Source organism: Rhodopseudomonas palustris, assembly GCF_034479375.1.
GTDB lineage: Bacteria > Pseudomonadota > Alphaproteobacteria > Rhizobiales > Xanthobacteraceae > Rhodopseudomonas > Rhodopseudomonas palustris_M.
In genome coordinates, this window is sequence record NZ_CP140155.1 from 3,569,117 (window position 1) to 3,586,020 (window position 16,904).

11 protein-coding genes are annotated in these 16,904 nt (G+C 65.7%); 6 read left to right on the forward strand and 5 right to left on the reverse strand.

The genetic code is table 11. The annotated features are described in order from the left end of the window. Positions 1-8: 8 nt before the first annotated feature. The 4 genes from modC to SR870_RS16165 form a co-directional block, all read right to left on the reverse strand. Positions 9-1,142: a molybdenum ABC transporter ATP-binding protein gene (gene modC / locus SR870_RS16150; RefSeq protein ID WP_322514558.1), complete on the reverse strand. Its 1,134-nt coding sequence runs from the start codon at positions 1,140-1,142 to the stop codon at positions 9-11. Next, entirely contained in the window at positions 1,139-1,825 is a 687-nt protein-coding gene (gene modB, locus SR870_RS16155) for a molybdate ABC transporter permease subunit (protein ID WP_322514559.1), read from the reverse strand. The genes modC and modB overlap by 4 nt, the downstream gene beginning before the upstream one ends. Before the next feature lie 146 nt (positions 1,826-1,971). Further along, positions 1,972-2,772 carry a molybdate ABC transporter substrate-binding protein gene (gene modA / locus SR870_RS16160; protein ID WP_416221169.1) on the reverse strand — a complete coding sequence of 267 codons (801 nt, stop codon included), beginning with the start codon at positions 2,770-2,772 and terminating at the stop codon, positions 1,972-1,974. 99 nt (positions 2,773-2,871) lie between these two features. After that, positions 2,872-3,663, reverse strand: coding sequence for a TOBE domain-containing protein (locus SR870_RS16165; RefSeq protein ID WP_322514561.1), 792 nt, complete (start codon positions 3,661-3,663; stop codon positions 2,872-2,874). Between the two features lie 84 nt (positions 3,664-3,747). On the opposite strand from SR870_RS16165, the gene SR870_RS16170 reads away from it, so the two are divergent. Next, positions 3,748-3,957, forward strand: coding sequence for a TOBE domain-containing protein (locus SR870_RS16170; RefSeq protein WP_011439755.1), 210 nt, complete (start codon positions 3,748-3,750; stop codon positions 3,955-3,957). 48 nt (positions 3,958-4,005) lie between these two features. Here SR870_RS16170 and SR870_RS16175 read toward each other — a convergent pair whose 3' ends face one another. Then, on the reverse strand, positions 4,006-4,923 hold the full coding sequence (locus tag SR870_RS16175; RefSeq protein WP_322514562.1) for a hypothetical protein: 918 nt from the start codon (positions 4,921-4,923) through the stop codon (positions 4,006-4,008). A gap of 385 nt (positions 4,924-5,308) precedes the next feature. Between SR870_RS16175 and SR870_RS16180 the strand changes: the two genes are divergently transcribed. The 5 genes from SR870_RS16180 (at position 5,309) to SR870_RS16200 (ending at position 16,781) form a co-directional block, all read left to right on the forward strand. After that, positions 5,309-5,791: a Dps family protein gene (locus SR870_RS16180; RefSeq protein ID WP_322514563.1), complete on the forward strand. Its 483-nt coding sequence runs from the start codon at positions 5,309-5,311 to the stop codon at positions 5,789-5,791. A 290-nt stretch (positions 5,792-6,081) separates the two neighbouring features. Next, positions 6,082-7,083 (forward strand): cytochrome-c peroxidase, encoded by a 1,002-nt coding sequence (locus SR870_RS16185; RefSeq protein ID WP_322514564.1) that lies wholly within the window; start codon positions 6,082-6,084, stop codon positions 7,081-7,083. Between the two features lie 148 nt (positions 7,084-7,231). Next, positions 7,232-8,377, forward strand: a complete 1,146-nt coding sequence (locus tag SR870_RS16190) for a NapC/NirT family cytochrome c (protein WP_322514565.1) — start codon at positions 7,232-7,234, stop codon at positions 8,375-8,377. Between the two features lie 587 nt (positions 8,378-8,964). Beyond that, entirely contained in the window at positions 8,965-13,950 is a 4,986-nt protein-coding gene (locus SR870_RS16195) for a 2-oxoacid:acceptor oxidoreductase family protein (protein ID WP_322514566.1), read from the forward strand. Next, on the forward strand, positions 13,947-16,781 hold the full coding sequence (locus tag SR870_RS16200; RefSeq protein WP_322514567.1) for a sulfide/dihydroorotate dehydrogenase-like FAD/NAD-binding protein: 2,835 nt from the start codon (positions 13,947-13,949) through the stop codon (positions 16,779-16,781). The genes SR870_RS16195 and SR870_RS16200 overlap by 4 nt, the downstream gene beginning before the upstream one ends. Positions 16,782-16,904 lie beyond the last annotated feature (123 nt).

Sequence of the window (16,904 nt, forward strand, 5' to 3'; positions counted from 1 at the left end):
AGGAGCGGTTACTTCGCGCCCTCGCCCGCGACGCCGCGCTCCGGCGCCAACGCCACGCCCTTGACCTGCGCGAACACGTCGAGGCCTTCGGCGAGCCGCAACTGATCCCACGACCGCCGCGTCACTCGCGCCAGCAGCCGGGCTCCCCGCCCATCCGGACCGAGCGCGAGCACGACGAGAATTTCGTTCGGACCGACCGGCGACGTGGCGACGATCCGCGCCGGCAGCGCATTGAGGATCGAGGTGCCGTGCGGCGCCTCGCGCGCGAGGCTGACATCGCCCGCGGCGATCCTGATCCGCCGGCGGTCGCCGGTCGCCACCGGCGCGGACGGCACCAGCAGGTGACCGCCGTCGATCCGCAGCGTCAGCAGGCCGTAGCCCGGATCGTAAGCCTCCACGATGGCGTCGAAATTCACCGCCGCGTCGCGCGCTGTCGCCAGCGGCAGCGCCGGATCGCTCTGCAGTTCATGCAACGGGCCGGCCGCCAGAACCTTGCCGGCCCGCATCAGCACCAGATGATCGGCGAGGCGTTCGATCTCGGCCATGTCGTGGCTGACATAGATCACCGGCAGCGACAGCCGCGCATGCAGACGCTCCAGGAACGGCAGGATTTCGTCCTTGGTCAGCCGGTCGAGCGCCGACAACGGCTCGTCCATCAGCAGCAGTTTCGGCTGCGACAGCAGCGCGCGGCCGATCGCGACGCGCTGGCGCTCGCCGCCGGACAGATTGCGCGGCGCGCGCTCGAGCAGCCGCGCCAGCCCGAGCAGGTCGATCACCTCGTCGAAGCCGATCGCGCCCGCGGTCGCGAGCGCGTCGCCGTGCGGCGCGCCGTACAGTAGATTGGCTTTCACCGACAGATGCTGGAACAGGCTGGCTTCCTGAAACACGTAGCCGATCGGGCGCTGATGCGGCTTCAGGAAGATCGCGTCGTCCTGCCAGATGTCGCCGTCGACTTCGCAACGACTGCCGGGCAGACGCTGCAGCCCCGCCAGGCAGCGCAGCACCGTCGACTTGCCGCAACCGCTCGGACCGAACAGGCCGGTGATGCCGGTCGCCGGCACGCTGAACGCCGCATCGAGCGCGAAGCCGCCGAGCCGGCCGCGGAATTCGCCACGGATACTGCGCGGAGCGGTCGCCCTCATCCGCGGATCCGCGCGGTGCGTTTTTCCAGCATCATCATGGTGAGGATCACCACGAAGGCGAACGCCGCCATGCCGCCGGCGAGGATATTGGCCTCACGCCATTGCGAGGTCTCGACATAGTCGTAGATCGCCACGCTCAGCACCTTGGTGCTGCCCGGGATGTTGCCGCCGATCATCAGCACGATGCCGAACTCGCCGACGGTGTGGGCGAAGCCGAGCACCGCGCCGGCTAGAAAGCCCGGCCGCGCCAGCGGCACCGCCACCGTCCAGAACGCCTTCAGCGGCGAGGCGCGCAGCGTCGCGGCGACTTCCAGCGGCCGGTCGCCGATCGCGTCGAAGGCGTTGCGGATCGGCTGCACCACGAACGGCATCGAATAGATCACCGAGCCGAACACCAGCCCGCCGAACGTGAAGGCCAGCGTGCGTCCGCCCCACAGCGACGCCAGCGCGCCGCCCGGCCCGTCCGGCCCCATCAGGACCAAGAGATAAAAGCCGAGCACGGTCGGCGGCAGCACCAGCGGCATCGCCACGACGGCTGCGACGCCCTCCTTCCACGCCGCCCTGGAGCGCGACAGCCACCACGCGATCGGCGTGCCGACGATCAGCAGGATGATCGTGGTGATGGCCGCGAGTTCGATGGTGAGCCACACCGGCTGCCAGATGTCGGGGGGGAGATTATGCATAAGTGATCAGGACTGAGGTGCTGAAGGAAACGAGGCCGTCCTCCGTCATTGCGAGCGAAGCGAAGCAATCCATGCGGCAAACACCGAACTGGATTGCTTCGTCGCTGCGCTCCTCGCAATGACGGAGAGGCTTCAGCATGACAGCGTCAGCTCACCTTGCCGGGCTCGTAGCCGTACTTTTCGATGATCGCGCGCGCCTCGGGGCCTTTCAGGAAGTCGATGAAGGCCTTGGCCGCGACATTGGCCTCGCCCTTCTTCAGCAGCACCGCGTCCTGGGTGATCGGCTTGTACAGAGTCTGCGGCACCATCCAGCGCGAGCCGTCCTTGTCGTTGATCACCTGCGACAGCGCGACGAAACCGACCTCGGCGTTGCCGGTCTGCACGAACTGATAGGCCTGAGTGATGTTGGCGCCCTCGACCAGCTTCGGCTTCAGCTCGGCGTCCAGCTTCAGCGCCTGCATGGTTTCGACGGCGGCGGCGCCATAGGGCGCGGCGGTGGGGTTGCAGATCGACAGCTTGGCGAATTTGGCCTCCTTCAGCGTCTCCTCGCCCTTCACCACGCCGGGCGATTTGCTCCACAGCACCAGCTTGCCGACCGCGTAGGTGAACCGGCTGCCCTTGACCCCGAGCGGGCTCTCCTCGAGCTTCTGCGGCCGCGCCGAGTCCGCCGACAGGAACACCTGGAACGGCGCGTCCTGGTTGATCTGGGTGAAGAACTGGCCGCTGGAGCCGAAGCTCAGGACCGCCTCGTGGCCGGTCTTCTTCTGGAACGCCGCGGCGATTTCCTTGGCGGCCTCGGTGAAGTTGGCGGCGACCGCGACATTGGTGGACGCGGCGAAGGCCTGACCGGCCGACAGGCCGACCGCGACGGCGCCGAACAGCGCGAGTTTGAGGACGTGTTTCAAAGCATGTCTCCTAAGTGTGGACGATGAACTCTCATCCGTCATTGCGAGGAGGCGCAGCCGACGAAGCAATCCAGCCACTTGCACGGTGCTCCTGGATTGCTTCGTCGCTTCGCTCCTCGCAATGACGCGGATGCATGGGGATCAATCAATGGCGACGATGACGTGGGCGGCATCGAACAACGCGCAGGCCGGATCGCCGGGGGACAGCTTCATGTCGATGGCGCTGCGCGCGGTGATCGAGGCGGCCAGCGTCTTGTCGTCGCCGATGTCGAGCACGATCTCGGCATTGACGGCGGAGACGTCGGCGCGGCGGACCACGCCGCGCACGCAATTGCGCGCCGACACCATCGGCGCGGTGGCGCCCGGCGAGATCAGCACGAACGGCGCCTTGATCAGCACGATCACCTCGCGTCCGACCACGAGGCCCAGGCTGCGCACGCTCTCACTGGTCAGTAGTGCGTAGATCGTGGTGTCGGCCGACACCGCGACCGCGACCTCGGCGCTCAGGGTGTCGGAATTGATCTCGGTGATGGTGCCGCGGAGGGCGTTGCGGGCGCTGGTTTTCATGAAGAATCCGGAGACGAGATTGAGCGGGGAGATGCCGGTGCCGGCGAGGTCCGGCTCGATATTGCGGAATACCCGCGCCATCTCGGCCTCCAACCGGCCGAACGCCTCGATCACCCGCAGGCCGGTCGGCGTCAGCACCGCGCCGCCGCCGGCCTTGCCGCCGGTTCGGGTCTCCAGCAGCGGGCGGCCGAACATGTTGGTCATCGCGTCGAGCGCGTCCCACGCCGCCTTGTAGCTGAGGCCCGCCGCCTTGGCGCCGGCGGTGATGCTGCCCTCGCGCGCCACCGCCTGCAGCAGCCGGATGCGATCGCGGCCGACGCCGGAAATGTCCTTGGTCTTCAGGGTGACCGTGGCCTCGATTGACATAAAGACGGGCTCGCCGATGGTCGTATAGATGATCTATATAACGCTAACCCCGATCGGGACATTCCGCAACCAGGAGATTCGGCTATGAAGATCAGCGCCCGCAACCAGCTCAAGGGCACCATTATCGACATTCAGAAGGGCGCGACCACCTCGCATGTCCGCATCGACATCGGCGGCGGCGCGGTCGTCACCGCGGCGATCACCAATGAGGCGGTCGACGAGCTGAAGCTGGCCAAGGGCCAGGCGGCCATGGCGGTGATCAAGGCCTCGGACGTGCTGGTGGCGATCGACTGATGGCGGCCGGTCGACGCTGTGTGTGCGCAGCGTCGACCGGCGCTTCCCTCAGAACAGATAATTGAGACGCAGCATCGCCTGGTGGCGCTCGAAATTCGTGAGGTCGAGACGGCGCGGGTCGTTGATCGCCTTGCCCGCCACCTGCGCGCTCCAGGTGCCCGACAGGCCGACATTGTGCGCCAGATGCATCGAGAAGGTCGGGCCGAGATAGACCGCGTCGCCGACGAAGCGATCGAGCCCGAGGCCGTCATAGGCCCGCAGATAGCGCGCCTCGGCGCCGAGGATCAGATCCGGGCCGACTTTATAGGACATGGCGCCGTTCACCGAGAACTCCGAATCGCGCGTCCACTCGTTGGTGAGTTCGCGCGACGCGCCGCCGGAGTACCAGACGTTGATGGTGGCGAACAACGTGTTGCGGATCAGTTCCTTGTCCATCAGCGCGGCGAATTCGCTGCCATAGGTCTGGACATCGAAGCCGGTCAGTTCGTCGAACCTGTTCCACGCAGGCGCGGCGTGCAGCGTCAGGCCGAACGGCATCACGTCGCGGTCGAACAGCTTGTAGCGGAATTCGAGCGACGCGCCGGCCAGCGCTGTGCGGCGGTTGTCGATCATGTCGGGCACGCCGCCGACCCTGGTCGAGGCGAAACTGACGCCGGGCGCCACGCGAAAATTGTCGGTGAGCACGAACTTGACCTGCGACAGCACGCCGACGCCGGTATACGAGCCGGCGCGCCTGTTGAAGCGGCCGACGTTCTCGATCTCGAGTTCGATCTCGCCCTTCTTGCCGATATCGGAGCCCATGCTGAAGCCGAAAATGTGCTCGGTATCGACGCCGTCGTGCTGCGCCTGCGCGTCGAGCAGGTCGGCGCGCGGCTTGACGGCCCGCACGGCAGCGCTGGTCGAGGAAGCCGAGGCGGTGGACAGCCAGGACGGCGCGTCGCCGGCGTCAGCGGTGGCCGGCAGCATCGACCCGAGCGCCAAGGCGCCCAGCGCAACACAGAAAATCGATCTCCTGCGACGACCGCCCGCCGCATCAAATTGCAACAACATTCGACCCCCGAAATCGCAACGCAACTAATTCCGGGAACTAATTGCATGTGACAACGGGCCGGCGTCAAAGATTTTGTTCTATAGGATCAATAAGTTGGAAGCTGTTTAGATTTGATCCAAAACAATGACAGGGTAGTTAGTTACCAGAATATTCGCAGCCATCGTTCTTTCGTCGAACCCCGATGCGGGCAAGATCCGCGCTTCGGGCGACTCTCATCGAACCGGCGCATGATACAATATTCGCTCTGTGGTCGAGGCGCCCGACCCGCGCCGCTCGACCGTGCAACTTTGAGGACATGACATGAAGAAGCCCCCCCAGATCAATATCGGCATCTCCGAGAAACATCGCGGCAAGATCGCCGACGGGCTGTCGCGGCTGCTGGCGGATTCCTACACGCTGTATCTGATGACGCATAATTTCCACTGGAACGTCACCGGCCCGATGTTCAACACGCTGCATGCGATGTTCATGACGCAATATACCGAGCAGTGGACCGCGCTGGATCAGATCGCCGAGCGCATCCGCGCGCTGGGCTTCCCGGCGCCCGGCACCTACAAGGAATTCGTCAAGCTGGCCTCGATCGCCGAAGTCGAAGGCCAGCCGAAGGCGCTGGACATGGTGCGGCACCTGGTGTCGGCGCAGGAAGCCACCGCGCGCACCGCACGCGAGCTGTTTCCGATCGTCGGCGAGGCCAACGACCAGCCGACCGCCGATCTTTTGACGCAGCGGCTCGACGTCCACGAAAAGACCGCGTGGATGCTGCGCAGCCTGCTGGAAGACTGAGTCACGCAGGCGTGCCATTGCGATCCGGAGCTTCGCGCGCCGGATCGCCTTCTGCGATTCGGAATGACATTCGACTTTCGGCCGAGGCCTGTTCGTCACCGCATGACATCGACCAAAACCAACGTAGTACCAAGTATTTGAACGAGGTCGGCAAGAGCGTCTCGCGACCCCGCCATTGACTCCGATCAAAGCCCTCATCTGCGAATAAGAATTACTCTAGTGGCGTTCCGCATCGCGCGGAGCGACCGTGGGTCGCCCTCCCGATGCGCTGCCACTCTGGGGGTTCACTCATGAAATTCGCCAACATGCTGCTGATGGCAACCGCCATCACGCTGTCGCTGTCGTTGCCCGCCCGTGCAGCCAATGACGAGCCGATCTCGCCGATCAAGCCGGCGGTCGTGAAGGACGCCAAGCTGGTCGAACTCGGCAAGAAGCTGTTCTTCGATCCGCGGCTGTCGAAGTCGGGCTTCATCTCCTGCAACTCCTGTCACAACCTGTCGATGGGCGGCACCGACAACCTCAAGACCTCGATCGGCCACAACTGGCAGAAGGGCCCGATCAACGCGCCGACGGTGCTGAATTCGAGCCTCAACGTCGCGCAGTTCTGGGACGGCCGGGCGCTGACCCTGAAGGATCAGGCCGGCGGCCCGATCGCCAATCCGGGCGAGATGGCGTTCACGCATGACCTGGCGGTCGATCTGCTGAAATCGATCCCCGGCTATGTCGGCGAATTCCAGTCGGTGTTCGGCAAGAGCAGCACGATCGACATCGAGGAAGTGACGCGGGCGATCGCGGCCTTCGAGGAGACGCTGGTGACGCCGAATTCGCGGTTCGACAAATGGCTGAAGGGCGACAAGAAGGCGCTGACGCCGACCGAACTCGCCGGCTACGAGCTGTTCAAGGATTCCGGCTGCACCGCCTGCCACAACGGCTCCGCGGTCGGCGGCAACACCTTCCAGAAGATGGGCCTGGTCGAGCCCTACAAGACCGACAATCCGGCCGAGGGGCGCTTCGCCGTCACCAAGGAGGAAGCCGACCGCTTCAACTTCAAGGTGCCGACGCTGCGCAATGTCGAGCTGACCTATCCCTACTTCCATGACGGCGCGGCGACCACGCTGTCCGAAGCGGTCGACACCATGGGGCGGATCCAGCTCGGCAAGAAATTCACGCCGGCCGAGAACACCAAGATCGTCGCCTTCCTGAAGACCCTGACCGGCGACCAGCCCGACTTCAAGCTGCCGATCCTGCCGCCGTCGACCGACAAGACCACGCCGCCGAAGCCGTTCGACTGAGCCGGCGCGACGGCGCGATCGCGATCAGCGCGCGCGCACCTTCGAAGGAGCGGGCGGCAGCGATGCCGTCCCGCTCCTTGCCGGCGGCCGTGCTGCTGCACGCTTCAAGCCCGAGCGACAGCAGCCGCCGGCGTCGAGGAATGGACTGATGAACTTCCGCTGGATGCGATCACCATGGGCGCTGGTGCCGGTCGCGGTGCTGGCGGCGATTGCCGGCGTGATCGCGTGGGGCGGCTTCAACACCGCGATGGAAGCCACCAACACGCTGGGCTTCTGCGTGTCGTGTCACGAGATGCGCGACAACGTCTATCAGGAATACAAGAAGACGGTGCACTACCAGAACCGCACCGGCGTGCGGGCGATCTGCTCGGACTGCCACGTGCCGCGCGACTGGCTGCACAAGGTGACGCGCAAGGTGACGGCGACCAAGGAGCTCTATCACTGGGCGATCGGCAGCATCGACACCAAGGAGAAGTTCGAAGCCAGGCGCCACGAGCTGGCGCGCCACGAATGGGACCGGATGCGCGCCAACGACAGCCGCGAATGCCGCAACTGCCACTCCTTCGAGGCGATGGACTTCCACAAGCAGAGCGCCAAGGCGGCGAGCGCGATGACCGCGGCGATGAAGGCCGGCAAGACCTGCATCGACTGCCACAAGGGCATCGCCCACAAACTGCCCGACATCACCGCGCGGCATCGCGCCGCATTCGCGCAGCTCGCCGCGGAGGCCAAGGCACTCACGCCGGCGGCCGGCGCCACGCTCTACGCCATCGCCCGGACGCCGTTCCGGCTGGCGCGCGCGACGAGCGAGCCCGACGGCGAGATCGCCCCGGCCGCGGCGGTGAGCGTGATCCGCAGCGACGGCGATGCGCTCGAGGTCGAATTGCAGGGCTGGCAGCGCGACGGCTCGCCGGAGATCCTGTATCAGCGCCAGGGCCAGCGGGTGCTGGTGGCGACGCTGAACGAGGCGGCGGTGGCGAAACTAACCCCGCTCGAAACCGTCACCGATGCCGACACCGACCAGCTCTGGACCCGCGCCCGACTGGTGCTGTGGGTCGCCGCCGGCGGCTTTGCGCCGTCGCGCGATCCGCTGTGGCAGATCGGCGCCCGGATCAACGACGACAATTGCACGATGTGCCACGCGCTGCGGGAGCCCACCGTCGCCACCGCCAATCAGTGGATCGGCCACATCAACGCGATGAAGCGCTTCACCGCGCTCGACGCCGACGAGATCGGGCTGCTGCGATCCTATCTGCAGAACCACGCCCGCGACGCCGCGCCGGAGAAGCCGTGACTGCTGCGGATCGACCCGCCGCGCCGATCGCCTATTTGTAGACTTCGAACATCGTGGCGTGCGCGTGCAGCAACGCGTCGGGGTCGTAGACCAGCGCCGCAAGATCGCATTGGGAATCGAACGTCATCGTCTGTCCGCCGGCACGCCGGCGCTCCATGGACGGCATGCACCCCCGACCCGGCGCAATCGCGAAAGCCGGCCTACGTCGTATATTTGAATATATAACGAGTTCCGTGAGGGAGCAGTTTGACCTTTGGGAGGGCTGCGGCGGCTCTCCCATCAACCCCATACCCCGCCACCTGCGGATGCCTCTCATTTGAGAATTTTGTAATTTTATTGCGCAAACTGCCCCATAATCTTCGCCTTTGATGCGCGTCAAATCGGCTGTTCCCGCCGCGTGCTAGTGCACCGCACACAAGGCTACGGCTTTACCACTGCGGAGGTTCGACCCCGCCGGTAGCCACTTCTGAAGGATCGAGACGAGGTTCGCCGTCCGCTGCGATCGCAGCCGCCACGGCCCGGAACGCTTTTCTCGGACGCGCCGCGCGGCATCGCTGCGCCAACAGTCATTAGGAATGGAACGACCCATGAACGCAAAATATCCCGGCATCCCCTCGGTGATCCACGGCAACGGCGCGGTGGCGCAGGTGATGGGGCATGTCTGCGGCGGCGTCATCGGCTATCCGATCACGCCTTCGACCGAGATCTCCGAGATCTACGAGGCGTTCCGCTCCTCCGGCGGCTGCAACGTCTGGGGCAAGCATCCGTTCTTCTTCGAGCCCGAGGGCGAGCACTCGGCGCAATCGGGCGCATTGGGCGCGGCGCTGACCGGCGGCAAGTTCATCTCCAATGCCTCGTCATCTCAAGGCATCCTGTACGGCCTGGAATCGCACTACGTCACCGTCGGCAAGAAGGTCGGCGGCTTCGTGCTGCAGGTTGCCGCGCGCGTGGTGTCGAAGCACTCGCTCAATGTGATGGCCGGTCATGACGACGTCTATGCGCTGCTGTCGTCGGGCTACACCATCCTGTTCGGCTCCAACCCGCAGGAAGCCGCCGACCTCGCGGCGATCTCCTACAAGGTCGCCGCGACCTCGCTGATCCCGGTCGCCAATGCGATGGACGGCTTCGCCACCTCGCATATGCTCAGCGAAGCGCTGATGCCGGAGCCGGAACTGCTGCGCGACTTCCTCGGCGACCCGTCCGGCCGCATCAAGTGCCCGACCGTGGCGCAGGAGATGCTGTTCGGCGCCAAGGGCCGCGTGTTCCAGCTCAAGCAATATCTGCTGCGGCACGACACCGACTTCGTCGCCACCGACCTCGAGTCGCTCAAGAAATTCCTGGACGACAACGCCGACGCGATCGAAGCCGACAATGTCGGCGAGATCGTCGCCGAGACGCTGGCTTACGTGCCGGACGAACTGCGCGGGCCGTGGAAGCGGCAGTGGATCAACGCGCCCGAAAAGGGCACGCGGCAACTGGTGCCGGCGCTGGTCGACATCGACAATCCGGGCCTGACCGGCGGCGTGCAGAACCAGCCTGATTTCCAGGCCGGCGCGGTCGACCACCGCACCCACTTCGCCAATGCGGTGCCGCGCTTCGTCAAGGAAGCGATGGACGAATACGCAAGCCTGACCGGCCGCGAATACAAGCCGGTGATGACTTATATGTGCGACGACGCCGAGCACGTCGTGATCGGGCTCGGTTCAGTGACCGACGATGCCGAGGCGGTCGCAGCTTACTTGCGCTCGCAGGGCAAGAAGGTCGGCGTGGTGTCGATCAAGGTGCTGCAGCCGTTCCCCGAGGCGGACCTGATCGAGGCGCTGAAGGGCAAGACTGCCGTCACCGTGCTGGAACGCTCCGACGTCACCGCGCTGACCAGCCTGGTGACGCAGGCGCTGTGCAAGGCGCGCGAGAACGGCGACGCCGGCGTCCGTCACGCCGGAATCCCGGCGCTCGACAAATTGCCGAAGATCACCACCGCGATCTTCGGCCTCGGCGGCCACGATTTGCAGCCGCGCGACATGATCGCCTGCTACGCCAATATGGAGAAGCCGGACTCGGCGCCGTTCGTGTATCTCGGCACTCGTTTCTTCACCGAGAATGCGTCGCCCCGGATGGAAGCGCTGCAGAACCGGCTGAAGGCGGCCTATCCGGAAACGCAGTACATGGCGCTGGAAACGGGGACGAACCCGAACCTGCTGCCGCCGTCCGCCTTCCGCATCCGCTTCCACTCGATCGGCGGCTACGGCACCATCGCATCGGGCAAGCTGCTCACCGACATTCTCGCCGGTGCGCTCGACATGCACTCGAAATCCGCGCCGAAATACGGCTCGGAAAAGAGCGGCGCGCCGACCAATTACTACATCACGCTCAGCCCCGAGCCGGTGAAGATCACCAATGCCGAGCTGGAAGACGTCGAGATCGTGATCTCGCCGGATCATAAGGTCTTCGTGCACACCAACCCGCTGCGCGGCCTGGTGCAGGGCGGCACCTTCATCCTGCAGACCAACCTGACGGCGCTCGAAGTCTGGCGTGACCTGCCCGCCAAGGCGCGGCAGACCATCCGCGACAAGGCCATCAAGTTCTACGTGATCGACGCCTTCGCGGTGGCCAAGCGCCACGCGCCGACCGCCGAACTCGAAACCCGCATGATGGGCATCGCCTTCATCGGCGCGGTGTGCGGCAATGTCGATCGCGTGGTCGCCGACGCTTCGCAGGACGCGATGCTGACCAAGATACGTCAGCAAATCAGCAAGAAGTTCGGCGCCAAGGGCGGCGACATCGTCGATGGCAACATGGCGGTGATCCGCGAAGGCCTCGAAGCCACCCACAAGGTCGATGTCGGCGCGCCGGAATTCAGCGAGGACGCCATCAAGGCGGCGCCGAAGAAGACAGCCAGCGCCGCGATCTCGGCCTCGATGTGCCGCGCCGCGGCGCCGGCCTCCGCCGCGGGCTTCCTCGATCCGGAATATTACGACGACGTGCTGGCCGGCCCGTTCCGCGACGGCACCATCGCGGACGCGCCGGTGCTGCCGGGCATGGGCATGTTCATGCCGGCGGGCTCGGCGGCAGCGAAGGACAAGGGCCTGTTCCGCCGCAACGTGCCGGAGTTCAACGCCGATCTGTGCACCGGCTGCATGGAATGCGCGCTGGTCTGCCCGGACGCCGCGATCCCCAACGCCGTGCACGACATCCACGAACTGCTCGGCACCGCGATCAAGCAGCTCGACATCGCGCCGGCGCAGCAGGATGCGTTGCGCGGAAAAGTGCCGGCGCTGAGCGAGGCGATCCGCGAGGTGTATCGCGCCGCCAAGGACGACAAGCCGTTCCACGAGGTGGTTGCCCAGGCGGCGGAGGCGCTCGACGTCGACAACGCGACGCTGAACCGCAATTTCGGCAAGCTCTCGGCGGCGCTGTCGGTGTATCCGGTGGCGCGGACGCGGCCGTTCTTCGACGCGATGGAGAAGAGCCAGCCGGGCACCGGCGGGCTGTATTCGGTCAGCGTCGATCCGTGGAAATGCTCGGGCTGCCTCGAATGTATCGACGTCTGCGGCCCCGGCGCGCTGGTCGATCGTGAGCAGGACGAACCGCTGCTCGAACAGCTCCAGGCGCGGTTCGAATTCCTCAGCCGCACCCCGAACACCCCGGCGCGCTTCACCGAAGGCGCCACCAAGCCCGAGGGTGAGACCAAGCGGCTGATGCTCGATCGCGCCAATTACTACGCCACCACCGGCGGCCACGGCGCCTGCCGCGGCTGCGGCGAAGTCACCGCGATCCGCCTGGTGACCTCGACCAACCACGCGATCCACGACAAGCGCCGCAAGGACCACACCCGCGAGTTGGAAGCCCTGATCGACCAGCTCACCGCCAAGCGGACGCAGGTCGAAGGCGACGCGGCGCGCGCCGCGCGGATCGACGCGACGCTGAAGACGCTGGAGAAGCGGCTCTACACCTATGAGAGCGGCCCGACCGGCAACGGCCCGTCCGGCATGGTGATCGCCAACGCGACGGGTTGTTCGAGCGTCTATGCCTCGACCTTCCCGTTCAACCCCTACACCGACCCGTGGGTGAACAGCCTGTTCCAGGACACCCCGGCGGTGGCCAAGGGCATCTTCGAGGGCCTCACCGCGCAGGCCTCCGACGATTTTCGCGCGCTGCGCGTTGCGAAGCTTGAATTGGCCGACGCCTATGATCCAGCCAAGCACGACGGCTACTTCCGTTACTTCGGCTGGGGCCAGTTCACGCCGGAGGAACGCAGCCTGCTGCCGACCGTGCTGAGCATGGGCGGCGACGGCGCCACCTACGACATCGGCTTCGGCGCGCTGTCGCGGCTGCTGTCGACCAAGACCCCGATCAAGGTCGTGGTGCTGAACACCGGCGCTTACTCCAACACGGGCGGCCAGACCTCGACGGCGAGTTTGACGGGTCAAGATTCTGACCTGTCGCGGTTCGGTATCGCCAATCACGGCAAGCAGGAATCCCGTAAGGAGCTCGGCCTGATCGCCTCGTTCCATCCGAACGTGCTCGTGGTGCAGACCGCGACCGCGCTGCAGGGCCACTTCCTGAAGAACGTGATGGAGTTCCTCAACCACACCTCGTCGCCGGCGGTGCTCGACGTCTACACGCCGTGCCAGGCCGAGCACGGCATCGGCGACGCCGTCGCCAACCGCCAGGCGCGCCTTGCGGTGGAGAGCCGGATGAACCCGGTGTTCGTCCACGATCCGCGCAAGGGCGGCAAGCTGACCAGCGCGTTCTGCCTCGACGGCAATCCGGAGGCGGATCAGGACTGGGCCAGCAAGTCGATCGAATATGTCGACGATAACGGCGCGACCCAACTGATGAAGGCGAAGCTCACCCCGGCCGACTTCGCCTATACCGAGGTCCGCTTCCGCAAGCAGTTCAAGCCGCTGAAGAAGGATGCCGACGGCCTGCCGATCGACGAATACGTGGCGCTCGACCCGGCCGCGCGTGCCGGCAAGACGCCGTTCATCCACGTCGTCGACGGCGACAAGAAGCTGGTCCGGATGGCGGTCGGCGAGACCGTGGTGGCGCTGGTCGAGGAGCGGCGCAAATACTGGCGCACGCTGCAGGTGCTCGCCGGCTTCGACGTCCGCGCGCTGGACGAGGCGCACAGCTCCGAACTGGCCGCGCTGCAGCACCAGTACGAAGAGCAGGTCAAGGCGCGCGAATCCTCGCTCGACAGCATCGCGCGCGGCATGAGCGAACTGGCGGCGAGTTCGAACGCGCCCGCCGGCGGCGGCTTCGCAGGGCTGATGGCCGGGCTCGCCCCGGCACCGGCGGCGCAGACCAACGGCGCGAAGCCCGCGAACGGCGCCAATGGCGGCACGCATATCGACATCGCCGAGACCGATCTCGACAAATGCACCAACTGCAAGAGCTGCTATCAGGACGTGCCCGAAGTGTTCGAACTGACCAAGATCGTCGTCGGCGGCGCCTCCAAGGAGGTCGCCCATGTGATCCCGGGCGTGTTCGACAAGATCAAGCTCACGCCCGAACTGTCGGCCAAACTCAGCCGCGCGGCGGCGAACTGCGACGCGGAGATCATCCGATGAGCGGCGTCACCAACACCATCGCCAACGACGTGCTGCGCTACGAACAGGCGCGCAGCGCGCTGGAAAGCTCCAAGACCGAACTGGAAGAGCTGCAGGCCAGCGAGGCCGTCGGCATCTTCCAGAAGCAGCTCGCGCTATTGCAGAAGCGCCTGGTCAGCGACCCGGCGTCGCTGCGCAACATGTTCATCGCCGACGGCACCCAGGCGATCGTCTGGGAATTCCAGCAGGCGGAGCTCGGCGAAGCGTTCACCACGACGCTGTGGAATCTGTTGGCGCGCGACGACGACATGAGCGCGATCCTGCAGCGCTTCATCTGGGCGCTGCCGCTGAAGTTCAAGCGCAAGTTCATCAAGGCGATCGACGTGCATCTGCGCGGTCGCTACCCGATGTTCGAGAACCTGTCGGAAGGCTGGCCGGGCGAGGCATTCATCCCGCCTTACATCCGCCCGGCGGAGCAGCGCGCGGTCGACTTCGACCTCGTCAATCAGGGCTATCTCGGCTACCAGTCGATCGGCTACTCGCTGCGTGAGTGCGAGCTGTTCGTCTGGCTCGAAGTGATGCGCGACAAGCAATGTGACGACAAGCCGTGCGAGCTCGGCGTGCTGATCCACGGCAAGACCGAGCCGAAGGGCGGCTGCCCGGTCAAGATCCACATCCCCGAGATGCTGGACCTGCTCGGCAACGGCAAGCACCGCGAGGCGCTGGAGCTGATCGAGAGCTGCAACCCGCTGCCCAACGTCACCGGCCGGGTCTGCCCGCAGGAACTGCAGTGCCAGGGCGTCTGCACCCACACCAAGCGCCCGATCGAGATCGGCCAGATCGAATGGTATCTGCCCGAGCACGAGAAGCTGGTGAACCCGACCGCCAACGACCGCTTCGCCGGCCGCATCAGCCCGTGGGCCGCGGCGGCGAAGCCGCCGATCGCGGTGGTCGGCTCCGGCCCGTCCGGCCTGATCAACGCTTACTTGCTGGCGGTCGAAGGCTTCCCGGTCACGATCTTCGAGGCGTTTCATGACCTCGGCGGCGTGCTGCGCTACGGCATCCCGGAATTCAGATTGCCCAATCAACTGATCGACGACGTCGTCGAGAAGATCACGCTGCTCGGCGGGCGTTTCGTCAAGAATTTTGTGGTGGGCAAGACCGCGACGCTGGAAGACCTGAAGTCCGAAGGCTTCTGGAAGATCTTTGTCGGCACCGGCGCGGGCCTTCCGACCTTCATGAACGTGCCCGGCGAGCATCTGCTCGGCGTGATGTCGGCCAACGAGTTCCTGACCCGCGTCAACCTGATGCGCGGGCTCGACGATCGCTATGAGACGCCGCTGCCCGAGACCCGCGGCAAGAACGTGTTCGTGATCGGCGGCGGCAACACCGCGATGGATGCGGCGCGCACCGCCAAGCGTCTCGGCGGCAACGTCACCATCGTGTATCGCCGCACCAAGAGCGAGATGCCGGCGCGCGTCGAGGAACTGCATCACGCGCTGGAAGAAGGTATCAATCTCGCGGTGCTGCGCGCGCCGCGCGAATTCATCGGCGACGACCACACCCATTTCGTCACCCACGCGCTGCTCGACGTCAACGAGCTCGGCGAGCCCGACAAGTCCGGCCGCCGCAGCCCGAAGCCGACCGGGCAGATCGAACGGGTGCCGGTCGATCTGGTGATCATGGCGCTCGGCAACACCGCCAACCCGATCATGCGCGACGCCGAGCCCGGGCTGAAGACCAACAAATGGGGCACCATCGAGGTCGAGCAGGGTTCGCAGCGCACCTCGATCCAGGACGTCTACTCCGGCGGCGACGCCGCGCGCGGCGGCTCCACGGCGATCCGCGCGGCCGGCGACGGCCAGGCGGCGGCGAAGGAAATCGTCGGCGAGATTCCGTTCACGGCCGCCGAGATCAAGAACCGTGTGGAGCGCGCGGCGCGCTACACCGAACTCGGCCAGATCGAACAGACCATCGTCAACAAGGTGCCGCTCGCCGGCGGCATCGTCGAGTTCACCGTGCGGGCGCCGATGGTGGCGCGCTCGGCGCAGGCCGGGCAGTTCGTCCGCGTGCTGCCGTGGGAGAAGGGCGAGCTGATCCCTCTGACGCTGGCGGATTGGGACGTCGAGACGGGCACTATCGATCTCGTGGTCCAGGGCATGGGCACGTCGTCGCTGGAGATCAACCGGATGGCGATCGGCGACGCGTTCTCCGGCATCGCCGGCCCGCTCGGCCGCGCCTCGGAGCTGCATCGCTACGACGGCAACCAGACCGTGGTGTTCTGCGCCGGCGGCGTCGGCCTGCCGCCGGTGTATCCGATCCTGCGCGAGCATCTGCGGCTCGGCAATCACGTCACGCTGATCTCCGGCTTCCGGGCCAAGGAGTTTCTGTTCTGGACCGGCGAGGACGAGCGCATGGGCAAGATCAAGCGCGAGTTCGGTGACCAGCTGTCGCTGATCTACACCACCAATGACGGCAGCTATGGCGTCAAGGGCTTCGTCACCGGGCCGCTGGAAGAGATGATCAAGGCCAATCAGCAGGGCATCGGCCGCAGCATCGCCGAAGTGATCGCGATCGGTCCGCCGCTGATGATGCGGGCGGTGAGCGACCTCACCAAGCCGTATGGCGTCAAGACCGTGGCGAGCCTCAACTCGATCATGGTGGATGCGACGGGAATGTGCGGCGCCTGCATGGTGCCGGTGACGATCGACGGCAAGCTGGTGCGCAAGCACGCCTGCATCGACGGCCCGGAAATCGACGCCCACATCATCGACTGGGACAAGTTCCTGCCGCGCTTCAACCAGTTCAGGGCGCAGGAGCAGGAGAGCAAGGCGAAGCACGGGTTTGTGTAGCGATTTTTGCTCTCACTGCGTTCTTACCCACGTCATGCCCGGGCTTGTCCCGGGCATCCACGTCTTTGGGCTTGGCCACTCGACCAAGGCGTGGATGGCCGGGACGAGCCCGGCCATGACGAG

Bases quoted from the DNA above. Each gene is read 5' to 3' on its own strand.
- modB (WP_322514559.1), bottom strand. From the start codon at position 1,825: ATGCATAATCTCCCCCCCGACATCTGGCAGCCGGTGTGGCTCACCATC.
- SR870_RS16165 (WP_322514561.1), bottom strand. From the start codon at position 3,663: ATGTCAATCGAGGCCACGGTCACCCTGAAGACCAAGGACATTTCCGGC.
- SR870_RS16185 (WP_322514564.1), top strand. From the start codon at position 6,082: ATGAAATTCGCCAACATGCTGCTGATGGCAACCGCCATCACGCTGTCG.
- SR870_RS16190 (WP_322514565.1), top strand. From the start codon at position 7,232: ATGAACTTCCGCTGGATGCGATCACCATGGGCGCTGGTGCCGGTCGCG.
- SR870_RS16195 (WP_322514566.1), top strand. From the start codon at position 8,965: ATGAACGCAAAATATCCCGGCATCCCCTCGGTGATCCACGGCAACGGC.
- SR870_RS16175 (WP_322514562.1), bottom strand. From the start codon at position 4,923: ATGCTGCCGGCCACCGCTGACGCCGGCGACGCGCCGTCCTGGCTGTCC.
- modC (WP_322514558.1), bottom strand. From the start codon at position 1,142: ATGAGGGCGACCGCTCCGCGCAGTATCCGTGGCGAATTCCGCGGCCGG.
- modA (WP_416221169.1), bottom strand. From the start codon at position 2,772: ATGACGGATGAGAGTTCATCGTCCACACTTAGGAGACATGCTTTGAAA.
- SR870_RS16170 (WP_011439755.1), top strand. From the start codon at position 3,748: ATGAAGATCAGCGCCCGCAACCAGCTCAAGGGCACCATTATCGACATT.
- SR870_RS16180 (WP_322514563.1), top strand. From the start codon at position 5,309: ATGAAGAAGCCCCCCCAGATCAATATCGGCATCTCCGAGAAACATCGC.
- SR870_RS16200 (WP_322514567.1), top strand. From the start codon at position 13,947: ATGAGCGGCGTCACCAACACCATCGCCAACGACGTGCTGCGCTACGAA.